We start from the raw sequence: 22951 nt of genomic DNA, 5'->3' as shown, positions 1-22951 counted from the left end.
CCTCCTAGTCCTTTATACAGCAATGTTTTATAAAATAAATTGGCTTAAATCTTTATTTTTAGCAATGGACGAGAGTTTCTCGTCTACGTAATTTTTTGTGATTTCTATCTTCTCCATTGTTATATCTGGAGCTTCAAAGGACAAATCCTCTAAGAGCTTTTCAAGGATAGTATGCAAACGCCTTGCACCAATGTTATCTGTTTCTTGATTCACTTGATAGGCCACTTCTGCCAACCTATGAACAGCATCGTCAGAAAATTCAATGTTTATACCCTCAGTTTGTAAAAGCGCTTTGTATTGCTTAAGTAAAGCATTATTAGGTTCTCTAAGAATCTTCTCAAAGTCTTGAACGGTGAGTTTCTTCAACTCTACTCGAATTGGGAAGCGGCCTTGAAGTTCAGGGATGAGATCAGAAGGTTTTGCCATATGAAAAGCACCCGCAGCAATAAAAAGCATGTGATCTGTTTTTACAGGGCCATATTTGGTTATTACAGTCGATCCCTCCACTATTGGAAGGATATCACGTTGCACACCCTCACGTGATACATTCACTTGTCCCTCATTTTTGCCTACAACCTTATCAATTTCATCAATAAAAATGATCCCTGATTGTTCCGCACGGTTGATAGACTCCTGTGTCACTTCATCCATGTCAATCAACTTTTGGGCCTCATCATGAATAAGAAGTTTTCTTGCCTCCGAAACAGGCAAGCGTCTCTTTTTCTTTTTCTTGGGCATGAATTGGCTAAAGGCATCTTGCATATTCATCCCCATTTGTTCCATACCCGATCCCTGTAGCATATCAAACATCGACGGTGTTTGTTCATCAACCTCTACATTAACCATGGTATCCTCCAATTCACCTAAGGCCAGCTGATGTTCAATTTGTTTTCTTTTTGAGTCAATTTCATCTTTCTCTTCTGTTTTCCCTTGGTCAGAAGGATCTTCCTGTGTATTTGAAAAGAGCATTTCAAATGGATTTTTAAATTGCGCCTGTTTCTTTTTTTCCGGAACAATTAATTTAACCAAACTTTTATTCGCAAGGTCTATTGCTTTATCTTTCACAGCTTCTATTTTTTCTTCTTTCACCATTCGGACAGAAGTTTCAAGTAAATCTCTAACCATGGATTCTACATCTCGTCCCACATAGCCTACCTCAGTAAACTTAGTAGCTTCCACCTTAATAAAAGGTGCACCAACTAGTTTTGCTAAACGTCGCGCAATCTCCGTCTTCCCTACACCAGTTGGTCCTATCATCAAAATATTTTTTGGAACAATTTCATCCTTTAATTTATCATCAAGCATCATACGTCGATAACGGTTCCTTAAAGCAACAGCAACTGCTTTTTTGGCATCCTGTTGCCCGATGATAAATTGATCCAAACGATCCACAATCTGTCGTGGTGTTAAATGTTCCATTTAAGAAACGCCTCCTAAATTATAATACCTCCAGCACAATTTGATCATTTGTATAGACACATATTTCACCGGCAATCTCTAACGCAGCTTTAGCAATTTCTTCTGCTGTTTTTTCAGGTGCATAACGTTTCAGCGCTCTTCCAGCCGATAATGCATAGTGTCCTCCTGAACCTATGGCTAAAATTCCATCATCAGGTTCTATAACCTCTCCCGTTCCTGAAACAATAAACATATGTTCTTTATTCATTACAATCAACATTGCTTCCAGCTTTCGAAGAACCTTATCACTTCTCCATTCCTTTGCTAGTTCTACCGCAGCACGCTGAAGATTCCCATTGTATGCTTCAAGTTTTCCCTCGAATTTTTCAAAAAGAGTAAAAGCATCTGCCACTGAACCTGCAAATCCTGCTAGTATTTCCCCATTAAATAATCTTCTTACTTTTTTCGCTTTGTGTTTCATAACGACAGCGTTTCCAAATGTCACTTGACCATCGCCACTCATGGCACATTGGCCATTGTGTTGAACGGCAAAAATAGTCGTTGCGTGAAAGCTATCTATCATGGTCCCACACCTCATTTCCTTTAAACTTAAAATGCTATGCGCGAGGATGGTTTTTCAAGTAAATTTTACGTAAATGTTCCTTAGTTACGTGGGTATATATTTGTGTTGTTGAAAGATTTTCATGACCGAGCAATTCTTGAACTGATCTAAGGTCTGCTCCTTCATTTAATAAATGGGTAGCAAATGTATGCCTTAGCTTATGAGGATACACTTTAATAGATAAAGCCGCTTGTTCCACCATCTGGTTCAAAATAAACCGAACCCCTCTTGGTGTGAGAGGCTTCCCTTTTCCATTTAAAAAAACAACACTTGTATCTTCTTTAGAAACATTTAATAACTTCTTACGTCCATCTTCCAAAAAGGTTTCAATTGCTTCTTGAGCAAATCTTCCAAAAGGAACATATCTTTCTTTTCTACCTTTCCCGTGGACAAGGATCGTACCAATCGAAAAATCAATTTCCTCTACCGTTAAAGAGGTACATTCACTTATTCGGATCCCCGTACCATATAAGAGCTCAAGCAAAGCTTGGTTTCTTTGGCCTAGCGGTGTCGATAGATCACTAATAGAAAATAGTGGTTTCATCTCTTCCTCATATAAAAAATCAGGGATTTTATGATCAAGCTTTGGTAAAGAGACAGCTAAGAATGGATTGCCACTTACATGCCCCTCTCTCTCTAAAAACCTGTAAAAGGAACGCAAACTTGAAATTTTTCGTGATACACTCCTTCTTGACAATTTCTGTTCCTGTAAATCTGTTAAATAAACTCGAATCATCGAAAAAGTTACTTCCTCGAGGTCTAAAATACCCTCCCTATGTAGAAAAGAGAAAAAGGAATCCAAATCTTTCTGATAAAATTCAATCGTATATTCGGAAGCATTTTTCTCAAGCTGCAAGTATTCAACGAATGCATGATTCCACTTTAAAAACAACCTCTTATTCACCACCTCACATAAGGCGATTAAATCGTAACATATGACATTTTATTTTGCAATGGATTTTACTAAATTGTAACAAAATTCTGAATTGTACATTATATTTGTTGTTATTTTGTCAAGTGTTATTACTTACCATTCGAAATTATATCTTTCTCTTACGTTGAAGTCAAACACACATAGGAAATTAAAAAATAAAAAGTAAGAAAAGCGCAAGCGCCCTTCGAAACAAGAAAAACACTTGTTTCTGCGAAGAAAATTCTTAAGAAGCATTTCTTGTGGACATCGACGTAAGGCGGTGAACCTCACCGATATTAAGGATCGTCGGCTAAAACTTCGAAGATTACTCGATGAAGCTTTTTCGCTGGAGTTAGACAAATTTTATACTTTATCTTGTAAAAAAATGATTCCCAATTAAGGAATCATTTTTTATTAAGGTACTTATTCAAAAACATTGAGGAAATATCCTTACTGTTGTTGCTGTTCTTTATAATCACACTTCGTACACTGTATTTGTATCCCTTTTTTAAGCTTTTTCTCAACAAGCAGTGATTGACATTTCGGACAGGGACGGTTAATTGGTTTATCCCATGAAACAAAATCACACTCAGGGAAATTATCACAACCATAAAATGTTCTCCGTTTTTTACTCTTTCTCTCAACTATGTTCCCATCTTTACAATTCGGACACTTGACCCCTATTTCTTTTAGAATAGGTTTCGTGTTTCGGCACTCAGGAAAATTTGAACAAGCCATAAACTTGCCGTACCGACCCATTTTGAATACCATTTCACTTCCGCATTGTTCGCAATCTTCCCCTGCTGGCTCATCTTTAATTTCAATTTTAGCCATTTCTTCTTCAGCTTTTTCTAATCTTTTTGAAAATCCACCATAGAAGGAATCTATAACCTTTACCCACTGTTCTTTTCCTTCTTCAATAGCATCCAGATCACCTTCCATTTTAACGGTGAAATCAACATCAATTATCTCTGGGAAGTGCTCTTTCATTATACTGGTTACTATTTCTCCAAGCTCAGTTGGTATGAAACGGCGATTATCTAAAGCAACATAACCTCTGCGTTGGATCGTGTCAAGAGTAGGTGCATAAGTTGAAGGGCGCCCAATCCCTAGCTCCTCCATTGTACGAACTAATCGTGCCTCTGTATATCTTGGAGGTGGTTGAGTAAAATGCTGATTAGGGTCTATTGTATCAGCCTTTACTTTCATTCCTTCAATTAAATCAGGAAGTAATTTATCTTCTTCCTTTTTCTCATCATCAGTACCTTCTACATAAACTTTCATGAATCCCTTAAATTTAACTTGGGATCCAGTAGCACGGAACTCAACCTTTTGGTTCAACAAATGAACCGTTACAGTATCCATGATCGCTGGAGCCATTTGACTTGCAATAAAACGCTCCCAAATTAATTTGTAGAGTCGATACTGATCTCTAGAAAGATACTGTTTCACCACTTTAGGGTTTCGAAAGGATGATGTAGGACGTATAGCTTCATGTGCATCTTGTGCATTTTGAGATTTCTTAGCCCCTTTTTGTTCTCCTAAATAATCCTTACCATATTCTTTTTGTATAAAGTCAGCAGCTTCCTTCTTAGCAGAATCTGCAATCCTTGTAGAATCCGTTCTCATGTAGGTGATTAAACCGACTGTACCCTCTTTCTTGCTCAATTCAATTCCTTCATAAAGTTGTTGAGCAATCATCATGGTTTTTCGAGCACGAAAGTTAAGCTTACGTGCAGCTTCTTGCTGCAAGGAAGAAGTAGTAAATGGCACTGACGGGTTTCTCTTTCTCTCTCTCTTGTTTACTTTATCAACGTTAAAATCACTTCCGTTAAGTTGATTTAAAACTTCATCTACATCTTTCTTCGAGGAGAGATCTACCTTTTCACCATCCACCCCATAAAATGCTCCTTCAAATTTTTCTTTCTTATACTTAAATTGAGCAGAAATAGACCAGTATTCCTCAGGCTTAAAATTTTTTATTTCCTTTTCCCTATCAATGATAAGTCGAACGGCTACGGACTGTACTCGACCAGCGCTTAATCCTTTTTTTACTTTTTTCCATAACAAAGGACTAATGTTATATCCAACTAATCTGTCTAAGATTCTTCTAGCTTGTTGGGCATTGACAAGGTCCATATCAATTCCACGAGGATGCTTAAACGACTCAACAATGGCTTCTTTTGTTATTTCATTAAAAACCACTCGGCAATCAGAAGTGTCATCTAACTCAAGACTATGAGCTAAATGCCACGCAATAGCTTCTCCTTCTCTATCTGGGTCAGCTGCCAAATAAACTTTTTTGGCTTTTTTTGCAGCGGTTCTTAATTCCTTTAGAACAGGACCTTTTCCTCTGATCGTTATATATTTCGGTTTGAAATTATCCTCCACATCAACACCCGTCTGACTTTTAGGCAAGTCACGGACATGTCCCATGGATGCTTTTACTTTATATTTTTTCCCCAGATATCGTTCAATTGTTTTTGCTTTTGCTGGAGACTCTACTATTACAAGATAATCTGCCATGCTACGATCCTCCCATAGAGGTATTACTTGATGATTATGCCTATTTATAAAATCTTCCTCATTATTAATCATTTCTTTCCGTTTTGTCAAACAGAAAAATCTAATTCAATTGATATTTATGGAAAAACAACCTCTTTATTCTCCAAAATTCGACGCCATTCTACTTTTCTAGATTCCCAATCTTCCACTAAATCATAGGTATTTTGTACTAATTTTGCTCCTTGTTGAATTAATAAATGACATCCTTTGGATTCCTCTGAAAAAATTGGTCCAGGTACAGCATATACCTCTCTCCCTTGTTCTAAAGCCTGGTCTACAGTAATTAAGGAACCGCTTTTCTCTTTTGCTTCTATGACAAGTGTTCCAAATCCAAGTCCACTAATCAGCCGATTTCTTTCGGGAAATTGCCATGGTTGCGGTTTTTGAAATGGCGGGTATTCACTTAACAATAAACCATTTTTACTTATTCTCGTTAGCAATGCGGAGTTTTCTTTTGGATAACATTCATTTACACCGAAAGCTAGAACGGCAATTGTAGGAGATTTATGATTAAGGGCTATTTTATGCGCAAAAGAGTCTATTCCCCTAGCTAAACCACTGACAATTACCCAATTCTGTTCACATAAAGGTTCTAGTATACGGTTCATGACCACCCATGCTTGTTCTGATGGGTTTCGTGTTCCAACTACACTTAAAGAAGGCATTTGTGTGGCAAAAGATAAATTACCCCTTGCATAGAGAACTATAGGAGGATCAGGAACCATTCGTAGTAAAGGTGGATATGTTTTATCAAAAAAGGTGACAATTTGGTAACGGTTAGGAAAAAGTAGAGATTGGAGAAGGTGTTCATTTCGAAGATCTGCGATTAGAGAAGATGATCTTTGTTGAGGTACATGAAATTGGAACTCCCAATCTTTGGTTGTCCATTTCCGGAAGTGTTCTAGGCGGGGATCTATACGAAGTACAGACCAAATAAGCTTTCTCGTACTACCGCGTGCAGCATGAAGATGAATAAGATTTTCATGAAATGAATACATAGGTCACATCCTTTTTTGTGGATCCCTTGTTATTTTAGAAACAAGGGATCCAATTTAATAAAATTAATGAGTTTTACACTTCTCCGCAAGGCCCGTCTCTTGTAAAACTTGAATAAGGGTTTCTCCCATAACAGATGGAGTTTCTGCTACTTTAATTCCACACTCATTCATTACACGAATCTTTTCATCAGCAGTCCCTTTTCCACCTGAGATAATAGCACCAGCATGCCCCATACGTTTTCCTGGAGGCGCTGTGGCCCCACCAATAAAGCCTACAACTGGTTTCTTCATATTGGCTTTTACCCACTCAGCAGCTTCTTCCTCTGCTGTACCACCAATTTCACCAATCATAATAACAGCTTCTGTTTCAGGATCTTCATTAAATGCTTTTAAAACATCGATGAAGTTTGTTCCATTCACAGGATCTCCACCAATACCTACAGCTGTAGATTGACCATATCCAGCTTCCGATAGTTGATGAACAGCCTCATAAGTTAACGTACCAGAGCGAGACACAACCCCAATATGTCCTTTCTTATGAATATATCCAGGCATAATTCCAATCTTACACTCTTCAGGTGTAATAACTCCAGGACAGTTTGGACCCACAAGTCGAGTTTTCTTCCCTTCCATGTAACGCTTGACTTTTACCATGTCTAGTACAGGAATGTGCTCAGTAATACAGATGACAAGATCCAATTCTGCATCAACTGCTTCTAAAATAGCATCAGATGCAAATGGAGCAGGAACATAGATAACCGAAGCATTGGCGCCTGTTTTTTCTACTGCTTCTTGAACAGTATTAAAAACAGGTACTCCTTCTACTTCCTGGCCACCTTTTCCTGGTGTAGTTCCACCTACAATTTTTGTGCCATATTCAAGCATTTGCTTTGTATGAAATAGGGCAGTGGACCCTGTAATACCTTGAACAATAACTTTTGTATCTTTATTAATAAAAACGCTCATTCTGTCCGTCCCTCCTATTTTACTAGTTCTACTATCTTTTGGGCACCATCAGCCATAGATTCTGCAGAAGTAATATTTAAGCCAGATTCCTCAAGTATAGCTTTTCCAAGGTCCACATTCGTTCCTTCTAAGCGAACAACTAAAGGAATTTCAAGTCCAACTTGTTTTGTAGCTTCAACAACACCCTCAGCGATTACATCACACTTCATAATTCCGCCAAAGATATTGACTAAGATTCCTTTTACATTGGAATCAGACAAAATGATCTTAAACGCTTCTGTTACTTTTTCAGCAGTTGCACCGCCCCCAACATCTAGGAAGTTAGCGGGCTCTCCGCCATAATGTTTAATAATGTCCATGGTTGCCATGGCTAATCCAGCACCATTAACCATACAGCCAATATTTCCATCTAAGGAAATATAGCTCAGATCATATTTAGATGCTTCAATTTCTTTTGGATCTTCTTCATCAAGATCACGATAGTTCATAATATCTTTTTGGCGATATAATGCATTATCATCAAAGTTTAATTTGGCATCCAGTGCCATAACCTGACCGTCACCTGTAGTGACTAAAGGATTGATCTCTGCAATTGAACAATCTTTTTCAACAAAAACTTGATAAAGACCAAGCATAAATTTAGCAGCTTTCCCAACTAACTCTTTTGGAATATTAATATTAAATGCTAAACGACGTGCTTGGAATGCTGTTAATCCAACAACTGGATCAATAACTTCCTTGAAAATTTTCTCGGGAGTTTCTGCCGCTACTTCCTCGATCTCAGTACCGCCTTCTTCAGATGCCATCATAACTACTCTTGATGTAGCACGATCAAGAACTACCCCTACATAATATTCGCTCTTAATATCGCATCCTTCTTCAATCAGTAAGCGCTTTACTTCTTTACCTCCTGGACCTGTCTGGTGAGTCACTAGAGTTTTACCCAGTATTTCATCCGCGTATGTACGAACCTCGTCCAGGTTTTTAGCAACTTTTACTCCTCCGGCTTTACCTCTACCCCCGGCATGGATTTGAGCTTTTACAACCGTGACATCTGTACCTAGCCCTTTTGCTGCTTCCACGGCTTCATCTACGGTATAGGCAACTTTCCCATTTGGGACTGCTACGCCGTATTTGCGCAATATTTCCTTCCCTTGATACTCGTGAATGTTCATGTTCCATCCTCCCATCAAAATGTCACTGCATACCCATTGTATAAAAAATGTTTATTAATTGTCCACAAATAGGTCTATAATTGCATCAATTCTTGTTTTTTAGCTCTTGGTCAATCTTATAGATAAAAGCAAACACCTCTGCTACCGCTTGATATAATTCTTCGGGAATGGATTGATCAATAGATAATTCACTTAATAATTCTAGTAATGTGGGGTCTTCTTGTATTGGAATATGATTTTCATATGCTTTCTGCAAAATCTGTTCTGCAACCAACCCTTTACCCTTTGCCACAACTTTAGGGGCATAGTCCGTTTGTTCTGCATATTTTAATACAACAGCCTCTTTTTTGTTCTTTGACCCACTCATACTGTAAAATCAACTCCCGTCGGATATGAATTGGAGTATGCGTCTAAACGACTAGTGTTTGGCGTATTTTTTGCAAGAGACATTACTTTTACCTGGGTTAAGTGATAACCTAATGCTTCTAATCCTTGTTTTAAATTTCCTTTAATTTCCTGTACTATATTCATTATATGTTCGTTTTGATTATAGATTAAAACTTGAACTCTCCTATCCTGGACTTCCATGTGTATAATCGTTTCTCTCATATTCTCAAGCTCCAAATAAAACAAAATAAAACAGTGATCCGCATCAATTTCTTTTTCCTTATTCTTTCTTCCGGAAATTTGTACAAATGCATCTGAGGGTAATTGGAAAACGTATCCTGGAAAAAGAAAATTCCACTGTATTTGATGATGATTTTCAGTTTGAAATAAAAGTTGAAGACCCGTGAATATTTGCAAAGCCTTTTTTACATGATCACTCGTTTCAAATGCTGATAAAGAAAGAAGAGCAGATTTTATAGTTTCAGGAATCTGACCAGTTTCACTTTTTTGGACTGCTTGCTCAAAGTCTATCCCACTAAGCTGAAGATAATTTTTTATCCGTACAAAAAAATCCTTGGCAGTCACATCATTTTCGTTCAGTGGAAGATTAGCCAGAAGTGGCATGACTATTCTGGTTTCTTCTGCATCAAGCTGTTGAGATAACAAGAGTTGAATACTAGAAAAAACATCTTTCAATCTCATGGAATTTTCCTTTGAAAGCAAAAAGCTAGATAAACGTTGATTATTCTTTTGTTCTACTAGATGTATAATACTAGAAACAGTATCTTTTTCAGCAAGCGATAAAAATGGGGATGATGCCTTTAAAAGTTTTTGAAAAGAAGGATGTATTAATAAAGAAGAGACTTCACTTCTCCATTTCGTGGAGGAATAATCTATCTTTTCTAGCCTTTTCAGGGTTTGCTGATAGTAATTTATTTCATTTTGATCAAAACCAAGTTGTTTCGAAACTATGAACTGCAGCTTACTAACGAGAGTCGTTATATTTTTCTCATCAATAGGTGGATCAAGGTTAAGCAATTGAATACTCATCTTGGAGACTAATCTCGTCCAAATCTCTTGGTGTTGACTCCGGCTTTCCGAAATTAATTGTGAAGGGGGAGAAGTTTGAGACATACCAAGTTGATTCATCAAGTGGGAAACTGATTCTTTTTTTTCCATTGGATAACTATCAATATGTTCTTCAAGGACGGAGAGGAATGAATGGCTAGCCTTCTTTCCCTCTTTTTCCAGTACGTAAAAAGCCTCAAAAATCTCTTGTTTTATAGGCCATTGTTCTCGGAGCATTTTTACAATGATCTGGCTAGCTTTTTGGGAATCTTCTATTTCGTTTGTCCACTTTAATGCTTGAATTAATATATTCCTATCAAAAGGTATATTCTCCTTGATTAATTGGAGTGTAAGATTTCGCAAGAAAGAGTGATTGGGCAATCCTAATTTTTCCAAAAACGAAAAATGTCCTTGTTCACGAATAGGGCTTATCATTTTCAATTTTATAGGTTGTCCTACTGTTTCTACTTGGAATAAATAGGAGGAATCAACATCTAATGGAATTTCCATTTGGGCAATATAAGAAATTCCAGCTAAACGCACCATTGCATGGTTGTTTGGATAAATATTTAAGACTTTTCCGTTGATTACTTGACCTTGATTCAAGTTTTTTTGAGGGACATCCTTATTAGAAATAGCTGAAGATAAGGAATGAAAAATAGATCCCAACACATTTGATTTCATATCCATTCTCCATCCTTTCTTACAAATATTCTTTAACTGGCGAAAAAGTTCTTCTGTGTATCGGTGTTGGTCCAAATTTTCTTAAAGCTTCTAAATGGTCCCTAGTCCCATAACCCATATGCTTTTCAAATCCATAATTTGGAAATTTATTACCCCATTCTTTCATCAATCTATCTCTAGTAACCTTAGCAATAATACTTGCTGCCGCAATGGAGATACTACGTTGATCCCCTTTGATAAGAGATTCCTGAAGAAAAGGAATTTCTAATTGGACAGCATCAATCAATACCACTTCTGGTTGTGTATTTAAATTATGGATACTGTGCACCATTCCTCGTTTTGTTGCTTCTAATATGTTCCATTGATCAATTTCCCCAGGTTCAATAACTGTTACGCTATAAGAAACAGCATGCTCTATTATGTATTTATAAAATCTCTCTCTTAATCCTTCATTTAACTTTTTTGAATCATCTAGTCCTTCCAAGTAAAAGTTTTGAGGAAGGATCACTGCTCCAACTACCACAGGACCAGCTAGAGGCCCACGACCCGCCTCATCAACACCTGCGATATTATTAATCCCTTTGGCTCTGTATCTATTTTCAAACTCGCTCATTTGATAAAATTTATTTCTGAGCATTTCTTTTTGGCTTTTCAATTTTTCATAGCGCTTAACAAGAAGTTGAACACCCTTGCGGTCATCCTGAAGGATAGTATCCCAGTCGCTTTTCGTGATTTTCCCCCCATGTAAGAGATCCTTTATTTCTGATACGGTTTTATTCATTTTTTCTTCCCCTTTTATTATCAGATTCTTCCATTTATTTGATTAAATTTCAATGGAAATATCATCAAAGAATTCTCTGAAGTGAACTTTCTTCACTTGATTGAAAAAAGTGAGATCTTTAAATACTTGAAGTACCACAACCGTCTGTTTAACAGTGGTACTCCGTATTTGACCTCACTCTCATCCCACACTAAAGGAGTGGGTTTTTCCATTCGGAAAATCTGTTAAGAAAAGCGCAAGCGCCCTTCGAAACAAGAAAATCACTTGTTTCTGCGAAGTAGCTCTATGTAGCTTTAACTTACTCGGGGGCAAAAACTTCGAAGTTTTTTCGCTGAAGCTAGACAAATTTTCTTTCTTATCTTGAAATAAAGACTCGCATCACAGCAAGTCTTTATACACCCTTATCTTACAGGTCTTCAGGAGTTTCAAAAGTAATTCTCCCTAATCTTCCAGAACGGATATCTCTTATAATGACCTCGGCTACTTGGTCATAGTTAACAACTCCACCCGCATCCAAACATCCACGCCTTTTTCCAATCTGATCAAAAATATATTCCATATCTTCTTGATCAGCTTTAACTTGGTAACGTTCTAAAATCACATTAGGATACACTTTTTGCAGATAACGAATAGCATAAATTGCTAAGTCAGATAAAGGGAGTAACTGGTCCTTAATTGCACCTGTCACTGCTAATCGATATCCTACTTCTTCATCTTCAAATTTAGGCCATAAAATTCCGGGTGTATCTAGTAGTTCAAAATCCTTCTTTACTTTGATCCACTGCTGCGATTTGGTAACACCTGGCTTATCTCCTGTTTTGGCTATCTTTTTTTGTGCTAAGCGATTAATTAACGTGGATTTTCCTACATTCGGTATTCCTAAAATCATACCTCTTGCAGGCCGTGGTCTTATTCCCTTTGCACGTAAACGATCCATTCGTTCCTGTGACATCATTTTAGCTGTTTGAATTACTTTTTGAATGTCTTTACCATCATTTACATTTACACTTATTCCCACAATTCCCTGTTCCTTGAAGTAACTTAACCAACGATTGGTCATTTGATCATCTGCCAAATCTTTTTTCATCAAAATAATCATCTTTGGTTTCTGTTGCAACACTTCGTGGAGCATAGGATTTTGCGAGGAATAGGGAACCCTTGCATCAACCAGTTCCATAACAAAATCAACTAGCTTTAGTTTTTCCTGAACTTCTCGACGTGCTTTTGCCATGTGGCCAGGAAACCATTGGATAGTCATTCATACATCATCCTAACCATTGCTCATAAAGTGAAACTTTAATCAGTGGCCGTCCCCCACTGATTGTTAGCGCCCAAGGGTAGAACTTAAAGGCCCAACCAATCGGGCATTTACAGGGTGTTTATCCCCCACCTACTCTAAAATTTGAGGTGGAGGGTATTACTTCCATGAAAATAAAACATTAAATTTTTTATCCTTGCTGGTGAAGCTTGCTTCATGGTTGGTTGCCCGTAAATGCGGGATAAATATATCTTTTATTCTTTCCTTACTCAACAAAACCAATTCTATCAAAGGGCCAATAAATTAGGCTTGTATTCCCAACCACTTGGTCCAAACTAATTAATCCTAGAGAACGACTATCCGTACTATTTGTTCGATTATCTCCTAGAACAAGGATAAAACCTTCAGGTATACGATCGTACTCTCCACGCAATTCTTCTAATTTAAAATCATAGGTATAGACTTGATGTTCTCCTAATTGGGATTTTCGTTCATCCAAAAAAGGTTCTTCTACAGCTTGTCCGTTTACATATAGTGTTTCATCTTTATACTCAATATGCTCACCTTGCAACCCAATAACCCTTTTTATATAATCCTTCCTTGCCGTGGCATGAAATACTACAATATCAAAACGCTCAGGCTCTTTGATTTGGTATGTAAATTTGCTAACAATCATTTGGTCTCCAGTATGTAAGGTTGGCAACATTGATGGCCCGTCCACTACAATGGGAGCAAAGAAAAATACACGAATGACAACAGCAATTATTCCCGCTATCGCGATTGCTTTTATCCATTCAAACCATTCATTTTTTTTCTTTGACATGGAAGTTCCCCCCACTTTTATTAGGACTCATATTATCTATTTATTAGTCTACGTTTTATTTTATCATAACTTAAGTGGAAAAAAGGAGCTTGAAACTTCAAGCTCCTTTTGCTACTTTATGTTAGCGAATTTCTTTAATACGCGCAGCTTTTCCACGTAGGTTACGTAGATAGTAAAGCTTAGCACGGCGAACTTTACCACGACGAATAACTTCAATCTTGTCTAAACGTGGAGAATGTACAGGGAACGTACGCTCTACGCCTACACCAGAAGAAATCTTACGTACGGTAAATGTTTCACTAATACCGCCACCACGACGTTTAATGACAACACCTTCAAACACCTGAATGCGTTCCCGGCTACCTTCAACAACCTTAACATGGGCTCTTACAGTGTCGCCAGGACGAAAAACAGGTAAGTCTGTACGAAGTTGATCTTTAGTAATCTCTTCGATTAACTTTTGCATGTATGCCACTCCTTCCAACTCAATGCTCTTGCTAGATTCTAACAGCGGAACATCGTTGATAAAACCTTAAGTAAGTACTTAAGCACAAGGACTAATATATCATATTAAAAACAAGAATGCAATATTGAAAAGAAGAAAAGAATGCATCAAAAAGAGCCTTTCCATTCTTTTATCCATGTTTTTTCTATATTAGATAGAGGTGCATTTTCTAGTAGGTCAGGTCTTCGATCATAAGTTCTTTTGAGACTTTCTTTTTTTCGCCATTCATCTATTTTTTGATGATTTCCTGAAATTAGTATATCTGGAACCTTCATCCCCCTAAAATCTTGTGGTCTCGTATAGTGAGGATGTTCTAAAAGCCCCGTAGAAAAAGAGTCCTTAATAGCGGATTCTTCGTTCCCTAACACTCTTGGGAGGAGACGGACCACACTATCTATAATTACCATTGCTCCTAATTCTCCACCTGTTAATACATAGTCGCCTATAGAAATTTCATCCGTTACAAGGTATTTTCTTATCCGCTCATCATATCCCTCATAGTGACCACAAATAAGGATGAGGTGTTCTTCCTGTGAAAATTCTTCAGCTTTTTTTTGGGTATATCTTTCTCCTTGTGGACACAGTAAAACTACTCTGGGGTTATGTGAGGAATTCTGTTTCGCATATTCTACTGCATCAAAAACTGGCTGGGGAGTAAGAACCATTCCTTCTCCACCACCATATGGATAATCATCTACTTTATGATGCTTTTGAGTTGAAAAATCACGATAATTAATTAAATTAGATGTAAAAGCGTCTATTTCTTGAGCACGTTTAAGTATTGAAGATTCTAAAACCCCATGAAACATCTCTGGAAAAAGAGTTAGAACATCTATTTTCATTCCTCTAACATTCCTTCCAAGGGTTCAATAGCTATCGTTTTATTTAAAGGATCTACTGATTTCACAACGGATTCAATATAGGGAATAAGTAGATCTTTTTTTCCTTTACGACGAATCACCCATACATCATTAGCGCCTGGTGATAGAATTTCTTTAACCTCCCCAATCTCATCTCCTTCAAGGGTGAACACACTCGATCCAATGATTTCATGATAATAATATTCTCCTGCTTCTAATTCCTCCTGTTGTTCTTCAGAAATCATTAGCATTCCACCTTTAAAACGCTCAACAACATCAATATTTTCAAGTCCTTCAAACTTTATCAAATCAAAATTTTTATGCTTTCGATGAGCTGTGATTTTAAAGGGACCTTCTACTTCACCATTAGGGGATTTAAAGTAAAGCTGATTCCCAGGCTCAAACCGTTCCTCAAAATCAGTTATTTTGATAACCCTAATCTCACCATAGATTCCATGTGTATTGACTATTTTACCAACATTAAACATCTTTTTCATTTCCATCACCTAACCATCTATTCGATCAACTATACCATCTTTTACGACAATACAGCTATCTTTCATTAAGGTTTCCCATGAATCTCCTATATTAACCTCAACAATGGATTCTGTTTCACCTTCTGTGATTTCACTTCCTAAGGGAAGTATCTCAAGTTGTGATAATTGATAATCTAACCAACGAATTTGTTCTTTTCTTTGGTCAAGTTCTATTTGAAATCTTTTAGATACTTCTTCCTTTGAATAATTAAGCTTTTTTTCTATCTTCTTTTTTTCAAACTGCAGTTGCTTGGCCTCTTGTTCGAGTTGCTTTTTTCTTTCCAAAAACCGATTTTTCATGTTGGCCTTGCTGTCTGGAGTCAAGATTTGCTTTATGGTTGTCTTCCTTATAATTTTCATCTTTAGACCCCTATCTATCCACATTTAATTATTAATTATACAAAAAGGGAAAGGTATCCCCTTCCCTTTTTACATAATATCTAAAAAAATGCGTTTTTTAGAATCAGAACCAGCAGCATAAACTACAGTTCTGATTGCTTTAGCAATACGTCCACCTTTTCCGATCACTTTTCCAACATCTTCTGGGTGAACAGTTAAATGATAAACGATTTTACGTTCTTCTTCTTTTTCAGTAATGACAATCTCTTCTGGATGGTCTACTAATGGTCGAACAATCGTTTCAATTAAGGCTTTCATGGTATCACTCTACTTTACTTTTGATTTTTAGAGTCATGGAATTTCTTCATGATGCCTTGTTGGGAGAACAAATTACGAACAGTATCGCTAGGCTTTGCGCCTTTTGACATCCAATCTACAGCCTTGTCTTCGTCAAGCTTGACTTCAGCTGGACTAACAACCGGATTGTATGTTCCAATTTCTTCAATAAAACGTCCATCACGTGGTGAACGTGAATCTGCTACAACTACACGATAAAAAGGTTTTCTTTTAGAACCCATACGCTTTAAGCGGATTTTAACTGCCATGTTTAGTGCACCTCCATTTACGAATGTTTATCACAAGTTTAGATTTTATCAAAGATTTATTGGTGTGTAAAGTGTTTTTACATTACATGAACGGAAACTTCATTCCTTTACCACCTTTTCCTTTTTGCATACCACTCATTTGCTTCATCATTTTCTTCATTTCATCAAATTGTTTCAGCAAACGATTGACCTCAGAAACTGAGGTCCCAGATCCTTTGGCAATTCTTTTTTTACGACTAGCATTCATTACACTTGGATCTTGTCTTTCCTTTTTAGTCATGGATTGAATGATAGCCTCCACATGGGAAAGTTGCTTATCATCCACTTGGACATTTTGGAGCCCCTTCATTTTATTGGCACCCGGAATCATGCCTAGTAACTCATCTAAAGGACCCATTTTTTTTACTTGCGCCAGTTGATCTAAGAAATCTTCAAAAGTAAAGGACATTGTACGCATTTTTTCCTGCATTTCCTTTGCCTTTGTCTCATCGATTTCTGTTTGTGCTTTTTCAATTAAGGATAGCACATCCCCCATACCCAAAATACGGGAAGCCATTCTTTCTGGATGGAAAGGCTCTAATTCATCCATTTTCTCGCCCATACCAGCAAACTTAATTGGTTTCCCAGTAACTGCTTTAATGGATAATGCTGCTCCTCCACGAGTATCCCCGTCAAGCTTGGTTAAAATGACGCCCGAAATATTTAATTGGTCATCAAAGCTTTGAGCAACATTGACGGCATCTTGCCCTGTCATAGCATCTACTACTAAAAAGATCTCATCCGGTTTTACTTGTTCCTTCATCTGCTTTAGCTCATCCATTAGATGTTCATCTACATGGAGGCGACCCGCGGTATCTATTAATACGTAATCTTGATGCTCTTTTTTAGCTTGTTCTACTGCTTCCTTTGCAATTTCGACAGGAGAAACATCTGTCCCTTTTGAAAACACAGGAAAGTTCAGCTGCTTCCCGATGGTTTCCAATTGATTAATAGCTGCTGGTCGATAAATGTCTCCTGCAACTAACAATGGCTGACGGTTATATTTCTTACGAAGATGATTTGCAAGCTTTCCTGTAGTGGTTGTTTTACCAGCACCCTGCAAACCAACCATCATGATAACAGTCGGTGGACGGTCTGCTACAGCAATCTTACTTTGTTCTCCACCCATAAGTACTGTCAATTCATCCTGAACAATCTTAATAACTTGTTGTCCAGGGGTTAAGCTCCCCATTACCTCTTGCCCAACAGCACGATCCTTAATACGGTTAATAAGGTCCTTTACTACCTTAAAATTAACATCAGCCTCTAGAAGCGCCAGACGAACTTCTCTGGTCATTTCTTTAACATCAGCTTCTGTTACCTTTCCTTTTCCCCGTATCTTTTTCATCGTATTTTGCAGTCGGTCGGCTAACCCTTCAAATGCCATAAAGCCGTACCTCCTATTCTAAATTCTCAATTTGATCTAACAGCTCTTTCATTTTTTGAATATCAGGAGAAGATTGAGAAATCAATTTTTTCATCTCTAAAATAAGCGACTTCCTTCTCCGAAAGCGGTCATAAAGTTTTAATTTCTCTTCATAATCCTCTAACATTGCCTCTGTTCGACGAATATTATCGAATACTGCTTGACGGCTCACATCAAAGGATTCAGATATTTCTCCTAAGGATAAGTCTTCAAGGTAATACATTTCCATGTAGTTCCGCTGCTTTGGTGTTAATAATTCTTGATAAAAATCGAATAAATAATTAACTCTTGTCGTTTTTTCTAACAAAGCAAGCACTCCTTGTTAAGTGAATTACCTTTACAATAAAATACTAAGGGTATTTACGAAGTCTGTCAAGAAATTTCCAATTCCTATTCTTCTTTCTCATCAATTAGACCAGCAAATAAACCGTAGACAAAGGCATGGGCATCGAATTCTTGTAAATCTTCCATCTTCTCACCTAATCCTACATATTTAACTGGTATATTCAACTCATTTCTAATGGCTAAAACAATTCCCCCCTTAGCTGTACCATCAAGTTTGGTTAAAACAATGCCAGAAACATTAGTTGCCTCTGAAAATGTTTTTGCTTGACTCATAGCATTCTGACCTGTTGTTGCGTCAAGTACCAATAAGACTTCATGAGGTGCTCCTGGAACCTCACGTTCAATCACACGTTTTACCTTTGAAAGTTCATTCATCAAGTTTACTTTATTTTGAAGTCTACCAGCAGTATCACAAAGAAGAACATCTGCGCCTCTTGACTTAGCAGCTTTCACTGCATCAAAAATAACAGCTGCTGGGTCACTTCCCGCACTATGCTTAATAACATCAACACCCACACGATCTCCCCATACTTCCAACTGTTCAATGGCTCCTGCACGAAACGTATCACCTGCTGCTAGAATAACCTTATTTCCTTGTTCCTTTAACTGATGGGCTAGCTTACCAATTGTTGTTGTTTTTCCAACACCATTCACACCAACAAACAGGATAATAGATAGTTCATCTTCCTGGAGGTTTAAACTCTCTATTTGGTTATCTTCATCACCGTAATAGATATCAACTAGTTTTTCAGAGATAACGCCCTGAACTTCCTGTGTATCCTTAATGTTTTGTCTTTGTACTTCGAAACGTAGTTGATCTATAAGTTCCATGACTGTCTGTACACCGACATCTGCTGAAATCAATACTTCTTCCAACTCTTCAAAAAAATCTTCATCAACTTTACGATATCGAGCAACAAGATCGTTCATTTTAGATGCAAAGGATTCCCTAGTTTTAGAAAGACCCCCTTTAAACTTATCTGTCACTGTGTCAGTATCAGTCGTAAATCTTTCCTTTATTTTTTTAAATAAACTCAATTGCGATCTTCCTTTCCTACTTCCACAAATTCCTTCGTTTCTTCTAGTTTCACTGATACAAGCCTTGATACACCAGATTCCTGCATGGTTACACCGTACAGAACATCAGCTTCCTCCATCGTTCCTTTTCGATGAGTTATCACAATGAATTGTGTATTTTGACTAAATCTTTTCAAGTAACGAGCGAAACGATTAACATTAGCATCATCAAGTGCAGCTTCCACTTCGTCCAGAATACAAAATGGTACTGGCCGAACTGTCAAGATTGCAAATAACAAAGCAATGGCAGTAAAAGCGCGCTCTCCACCAGAGAGCAACCCCAAATTTTGTAGTTTTTTACCTGGTGGCTGTGCAACAATGTCTACCCCTGTCTCCAATATTGCGGATGGGTCAGTTAGCCTTAAGTCAGCCTGACCACCACCAAACAACGCTTTAAATACCTTCTGAAACTCTATTCGAATTTGAGAAAAAGTATCTTCAAATCTCCTTGACATCTCTTGGTCCATTTCAGCAATAATTTCACGTAAAGTCAATTTAGCTTGTTCAAGATCAGATTGTTGTTCTGATAAAAATTCATATCTTTCTTTGATACGTTCATATTCTTCAATAGCACCAATATTTACTGCTCCTAACTCTTCTATTTCACGTTTAATAAATTTCACTTTCTTGCGTGCTTCCTCTACATCATCAACAATTGGATAATTGGATTTAGCCTTTTCAAACGACAAAGTATAGTCCTCACGCAACGTATGAAGACGATTTTCCAATTCTACGTCTAGTCGATTGGATTTAACTTCCTTTTGCCGGATCTCATTTTGAAGAGCTTCAAAAATCTTCTTAATCTGTTTAAGCTCTCGTGTTTCATCTTGAACCTTTTGAATTCTTTTCAAACGGTTTTCTCTTCGTTGTTGAATAAGTTGCTCCGTCTGAAATTTCTCTTGCTTGACCATTTTTAGTTTTTCAACTAGTACATCCTCAGACTCTTCCCCTTTTATTTCTTCTTCGATCTGATGTCTTTCATTTGTAAGCTCAAGGATTGATTCTTTTACAACCTCTAATTCCTTTTTTAATCTTTGATGTTTGTCTACCTCACTACGAAGCTCGGTTTGATTTTCTGCTAGCTTTATACGTAGACTTTGTAAAACTTCACTTACCGATTCTTTTGAAGTTCTTTGTTCACTCTGTTGCCTAGATAATTGATCCATTTCCTCTTTCATTAACTGAATCTTTTCTTGTAGTAAATCCATTTGTTCCTTACATTTAGTCAGCTGAGATCTATATTCCTTTTCTTCCTGTGTAAGTTGGCTTTCTTCTTGATCAAATAAAGCAAGTTGTTCATTCATTCTTTTTTCCTGATAGGAAATCTCTTTATAATCATCTCTTCTTGTTTGGAGTTTCCCTTCAATGGATGAACGTTTTTGCTCAAGTTCTACGCGTTGATGTTCAATTTCCTTTAGCTTTTCTTTTTGTTGTTTTACGTGTTGCTCAAATGCCTTAATTTTCACTTGGTATTCTTCTAATTTCTTAGTAACATCCTGCAATTCTTTGTCTCTTGTAAATAGAGAAGACTTCGTATTCGCTTTTGCCCCTCCACTCATAGATCCGCCTGGATTAACGACATCTCCATCGAGAGTAACAATTCTGTACTTTCGATAAAGCTGAGTAGCCAAGCGATTCGCATCTTTTAGGGTCTTTGCAATAACAATATGTCCTAGCAAGTGACGAACTGCCTTTGAAACAGTTGGATCACTAGAAACTAAGTCGGAAGCTACGCCAACAAATCCCAAATCATTTTTAATTCCCTGAAGAAGGGAGGATGGGATTGATCTCTCTTGTATGGATTCTAAAGGTAAGAAGGTTGCTCTCCCTTTTTGGTTCTTCTTAAGATATAAAATGCACTCTCTTGCAGTGTTCTCATTTTGAACCACAATATGCTGAGCTTGTGCATTTAAAGTGGTTTCAATCGCCGTCACGTAATCATCTGGTATAGATATAAGTTCGATAATTGCCCCGAAAATATTATTTAATTCTTTGTTTTCACGTGCTTTCAAAACCTCTCTTACCCCTTGGAAAAAACCAGAGAAATCTTCTTTTAAATCTTCTAGCATCTCTTTTTTGGACCGAAGTTTTTCTGCAAATTGATATCCCTGATAAAGCTTTGATTGATCTTGTTCTAAGGCTTTTTCCGCCCTGTTTTTTTCTTGATTTAACTGTTGTAAAGATGAAAGAAGTTGGCTAAGCTCTTCCTCGCTCTCTAAAACCTTATAGTTTCGGTCACTTATTTGTGCTTCAATCATTTTTCTTTCACTAATAGAGTCTTGAAACTTCTCTCGCAGTCTTTGAATTCTTCGTTCAACCTGCTCCCTTTGCTTGTTTAGAGATTGTGTCTCATTTCTTAAGGCAGCCTGTTCATTCAACCTTTCAATATAATCACTTTTAAGGTTTTCCAACACTTCTTCTGTGTTTATTGATAGATGACTAAACTCCTTTTCCTTCTCTTCCACCTGCTTCTTAACTTCAAATAATGACTTTTCTTTTACTTTAGCCGCTTCCCTTTGCAGTTGAATCTTAACATCTAGGTTCTCTTTCTGATTTTGATAAGCTAATAAGTCTTGGTCAATCTTAAGAATTTTTTCTTCTGAATACCGTAATCGTTGGTGATATAACTCTTTTTTTCCTTCAATATGCTCTAAATCCCTTGTCAATTCTAACAAGGATTCTTGTAGCTTTTCTATAGATTCCTCAAGGGTTTGAATTTGGCTTTGCTCTGCCTCCATCTCTGCCTCACCTGATTGGATCTCCGTTTGAAGTTTGATTGCTTCATCTTGTTTCTCTTTCAATTCACTTAAAATGGCCTGCCACTCTAAGTGAAAAGCTTCTATTTCAGTTACAAGAAGAGAAACTTCCTTTTCCTTTAATACTTCTTTTTTATCCAAGTATTCTTTAGCAATAGCCGCTTGTTCCTTAAGTGGTTCCAATTGCTGTTCTAATTCGTAAATAATATCTTCTACACGATTTAAGTTTTCTTGTGTTTCAGCTAATTTGTACTCCGCTTTTTTCTTGCGATTTTTATATTTCAGCACACCAGCAGCTTCTTCAAAGATCGTTCTCCGTTCTTCAGCCTTTGAACTAAGAATTTCCTCTATTTTCCCCTGACTAATAATAGAGAATGCTTCTCTTCCAAGACCAGAATCCATAAAAAGATCAACGATATCCTTCAAACGGCAAGATTGCTGGTTAATTAAAAATTCACTTTCTCCGGAGCGATAAACCCTTCTCGTGACAGCAACTTCATGGTAATCAATAGGCAATGTCTGATCTGCATTATCAAGAATGAGGGATACTTCAGCAAAGTTCAATGGTTTTCTCGAATCACTTCCTGCAAAAATGATGTCTTCCATTTTAGACCCTCGAAGAGATTTTGCAGATTGTTCTCCTAATACCCAACGTACAGCATCAATAATATTACTTTTTCCACTTCCATTAGGCCCAACAACGGCTGTTACTCCTGGAACAAATTCTACTGTAGTTCGCTCCGCAAATGACTTAAAACCTACTGTTTCTAAACGCTTGAGGAACATGCTCAACTTTCCTCCTATGTATATCAATTTTTTTTAAAC

General features: G+C 37.2%; 22 protein-coding genes. All 22 read right to left on the bottom strand.

What is annotated here, in order from left to right; genetic code table 11:
- Positions 1-27 precede the first annotated feature (27 nt).
- Positions 28-1419 (bottom strand): HslU--HslV peptidase ATPase subunit, encoded by a 1392-nt coding sequence (hslU, locus tag RZN25_00525; GenBank protein MEQ6375317.1) that lies wholly within the window; start codon positions 1417-1419, stop codon positions 28-30.
- A gap of 19 nt (positions 1420-1438) precedes the next feature.
- The gene (gene hslV, locus RZN25_00520) at positions 1439-1981 is read right to left on the bottom strand and encodes an ATP-dependent protease subunit HslV (protein MEQ6375316.1); all 543 of its coding nucleotides are present in this window, start codon (positions 1979-1981) and stop codon (positions 1439-1441) included.
- A 34-nt stretch (positions 1982-2015) separates the two neighbouring features.
- A complete protein-coding gene (gene xerC / locus RZN25_00515; GenBank protein MEQ6375315.1) occupies positions 2016-2912 on the bottom strand; it encodes a tyrosine recombinase XerC in 897 nt (298 codons plus the stop codon).
- A 471-nt stretch (positions 2913-3383) separates the two neighbouring features.
- Entirely contained in the window at positions 3384-5459 is a 2076-nt protein-coding gene (gene topA / locus RZN25_00510) for a type I DNA topoisomerase (GenBank protein MEQ6375314.1), read from the bottom strand.
- A 116-nt stretch (positions 5460-5575) separates the two neighbouring features.
- The gene (gene dprA / locus RZN25_00505) at positions 5576-6496 is read right to left on the bottom strand and encodes a DNA-processing protein DprA (protein MEQ6375313.1); all 921 of its coding nucleotides are present in this window, start codon (positions 6494-6496) and stop codon (positions 5576-5578) included.
- Between the two features lie 63 nt (positions 6497-6559).
- Positions 6560-7462, bottom strand: coding sequence for a succinate--CoA ligase subunit alpha (gene sucD, locus RZN25_00500; protein ID MEQ6375312.1), 903 nt, complete (start codon positions 7460-7462; stop codon positions 6560-6562).
- 14 nt (positions 7463-7476) lie between these two features.
- The gene (sucC, locus tag RZN25_00495; GenBank protein MEQ6375311.1) at positions 7477-8637 is read right to left on the bottom strand and encodes an ADP-forming succinate--CoA ligase subunit beta; all 1161 of its coding nucleotides are present in this window, start codon (positions 8635-8637) and stop codon (positions 7477-7479) included.
- Positions 8638-8722: 85 nt separating this feature from the next.
- Complete coding sequence (locus RZN25_00490) at positions 8723-9004, bottom strand: EscU/YscU/HrcU family type III secretion system export apparatus switch protein (GenBank protein MEQ6375310.1); 282 nt, start codon at positions 9002-9004, stop codon at positions 8723-8725.
- Positions 9001-10776: a hypothetical protein gene (locus RZN25_00485; GenBank protein ID MEQ6375309.1), complete on the bottom strand. Its 1776-nt coding sequence runs from the start codon at positions 10774-10776 to the stop codon at positions 9001-9003. The genes RZN25_00490 and RZN25_00485 overlap by 4 nt, the downstream gene beginning before the upstream one ends.
- A 19-nt stretch (positions 10777-10795) precedes the next feature.
- Complete coding sequence (locus tag RZN25_00480; protein ID MEQ6375308.1) at positions 10796-11557, bottom strand: ribonuclease HII; 762 nt, start codon at positions 11555-11557, stop codon at positions 10796-10798.
- A gap of 406 nt (positions 11558-11963) precedes the next feature.
- Positions 11964-12815: a ribosome biogenesis GTPase YlqF gene (gene ylqF / locus RZN25_00475; GenBank protein ID MEQ6375307.1), complete on the bottom strand. Its 852-nt coding sequence runs from the start codon at positions 12813-12815 to the stop codon at positions 11964-11966.
- Between the two features lie 265 nt (positions 12816-13080).
- Positions 13081-13638: a signal peptidase I gene (gene lepB / locus RZN25_00470; protein MEQ6375306.1), complete on the bottom strand. Its 558-nt coding sequence runs from the start codon at positions 13636-13638 to the stop codon at positions 13081-13083.
- A gap of 121 nt (positions 13639-13759) precedes the next feature.
- Positions 13760-14104, bottom strand: coding sequence for a 50S ribosomal protein L19 (rplS, locus tag RZN25_00465; protein MEQ6375305.1), 345 nt, complete (start codon positions 14102-14104; stop codon positions 13760-13762).
- A 146-nt stretch (positions 14105-14250) separates the two neighbouring features.
- The gene (trmD, locus tag RZN25_00460; GenBank protein MEQ6375304.1) at positions 14251-14985 is read right to left on the bottom strand and encodes a tRNA (guanosine(37)-N1)-methyltransferase TrmD; all 735 of its coding nucleotides are present in this window, start codon (positions 14983-14985) and stop codon (positions 14251-14253) included.
- On the bottom strand, positions 14982-15500 hold the full coding sequence (gene rimM / locus RZN25_00455) for a ribosome maturation factor RimM (GenBank protein ID MEQ6375303.1): 519 nt from the start codon (positions 15498-15500) through the stop codon (positions 14982-14984). The genes trmD and rimM overlap by 4 nt, the downstream gene beginning before the upstream one ends.
- A 9-nt stretch (positions 15501-15509) precedes the next feature.
- Complete coding sequence (locus RZN25_00450; protein ID MEQ6375302.1) at positions 15510-15899, bottom strand: YlqD family protein; 390 nt, start codon at positions 15897-15899, stop codon at positions 15510-15512.
- Positions 15900-15968: 69 nt separating this feature from the next.
- Entirely contained in the window at positions 15969-16196 is a 228-nt protein-coding gene (locus RZN25_00445) for a KH domain-containing protein (GenBank protein ID MEQ6375301.1), read from the bottom strand.
- Positions 16197-16210: 14 nt separating this feature from the next.
- Positions 16211-16483 (bottom strand): 30S ribosomal protein S16, encoded by a 273-nt coding sequence (gene rpsP, locus RZN25_00440; protein MEQ6375300.1) that lies wholly within the window; start codon positions 16481-16483, stop codon positions 16211-16213.
- Between the two features lie 82 nt (positions 16484-16565).
- Positions 16566-17909, bottom strand: coding sequence for a signal recognition particle protein (gene ffh, locus RZN25_00435; protein MEQ6375299.1), 1344 nt, complete (start codon positions 17907-17909; stop codon positions 16566-16568).
- A 13-nt stretch (positions 17910-17922) separates the two neighbouring features.
- The gene (locus tag RZN25_00430; protein ID MEQ6375298.1) at positions 17923-18255 is read right to left on the bottom strand and encodes a putative DNA-binding protein; all 333 of its coding nucleotides are present in this window, start codon (positions 18253-18255) and stop codon (positions 17923-17925) included.
- An 83-nt stretch (positions 18256-18338) separates the two neighbouring features.
- Positions 18339-19331 (bottom strand): signal recognition particle-docking protein FtsY, encoded by a 993-nt coding sequence (ftsY, locus tag RZN25_00425; protein MEQ6375297.1) that lies wholly within the window; start codon positions 19329-19331, stop codon positions 18339-18341.
- Positions 19328-22912 carry a chromosome segregation protein SMC gene (gene smc, locus RZN25_00420; protein MEQ6375296.1) on the bottom strand — a complete coding sequence of 1195 codons (3585 nt, stop codon included), beginning with the start codon at positions 22910-22912 and terminating at the stop codon, positions 19328-19330. Before smc ends, ftsY begins: the two co-directional genes overlap by 4 nt.
- Between the last annotated feature and the right edge of the window lie 39 nt (positions 22913-22951).

The organism is Bacillaceae bacterium S4-13-56, assembly GCA_040191315.1.
In the GTDB taxonomy this organism is placed as follows: Bacteria; Bacillota; Bacilli; order Bacillales; family JAWJLM01; genus JAWJLM01.
This window is presented reverse-complemented; position numbering and strand designations above follow the sequence as displayed.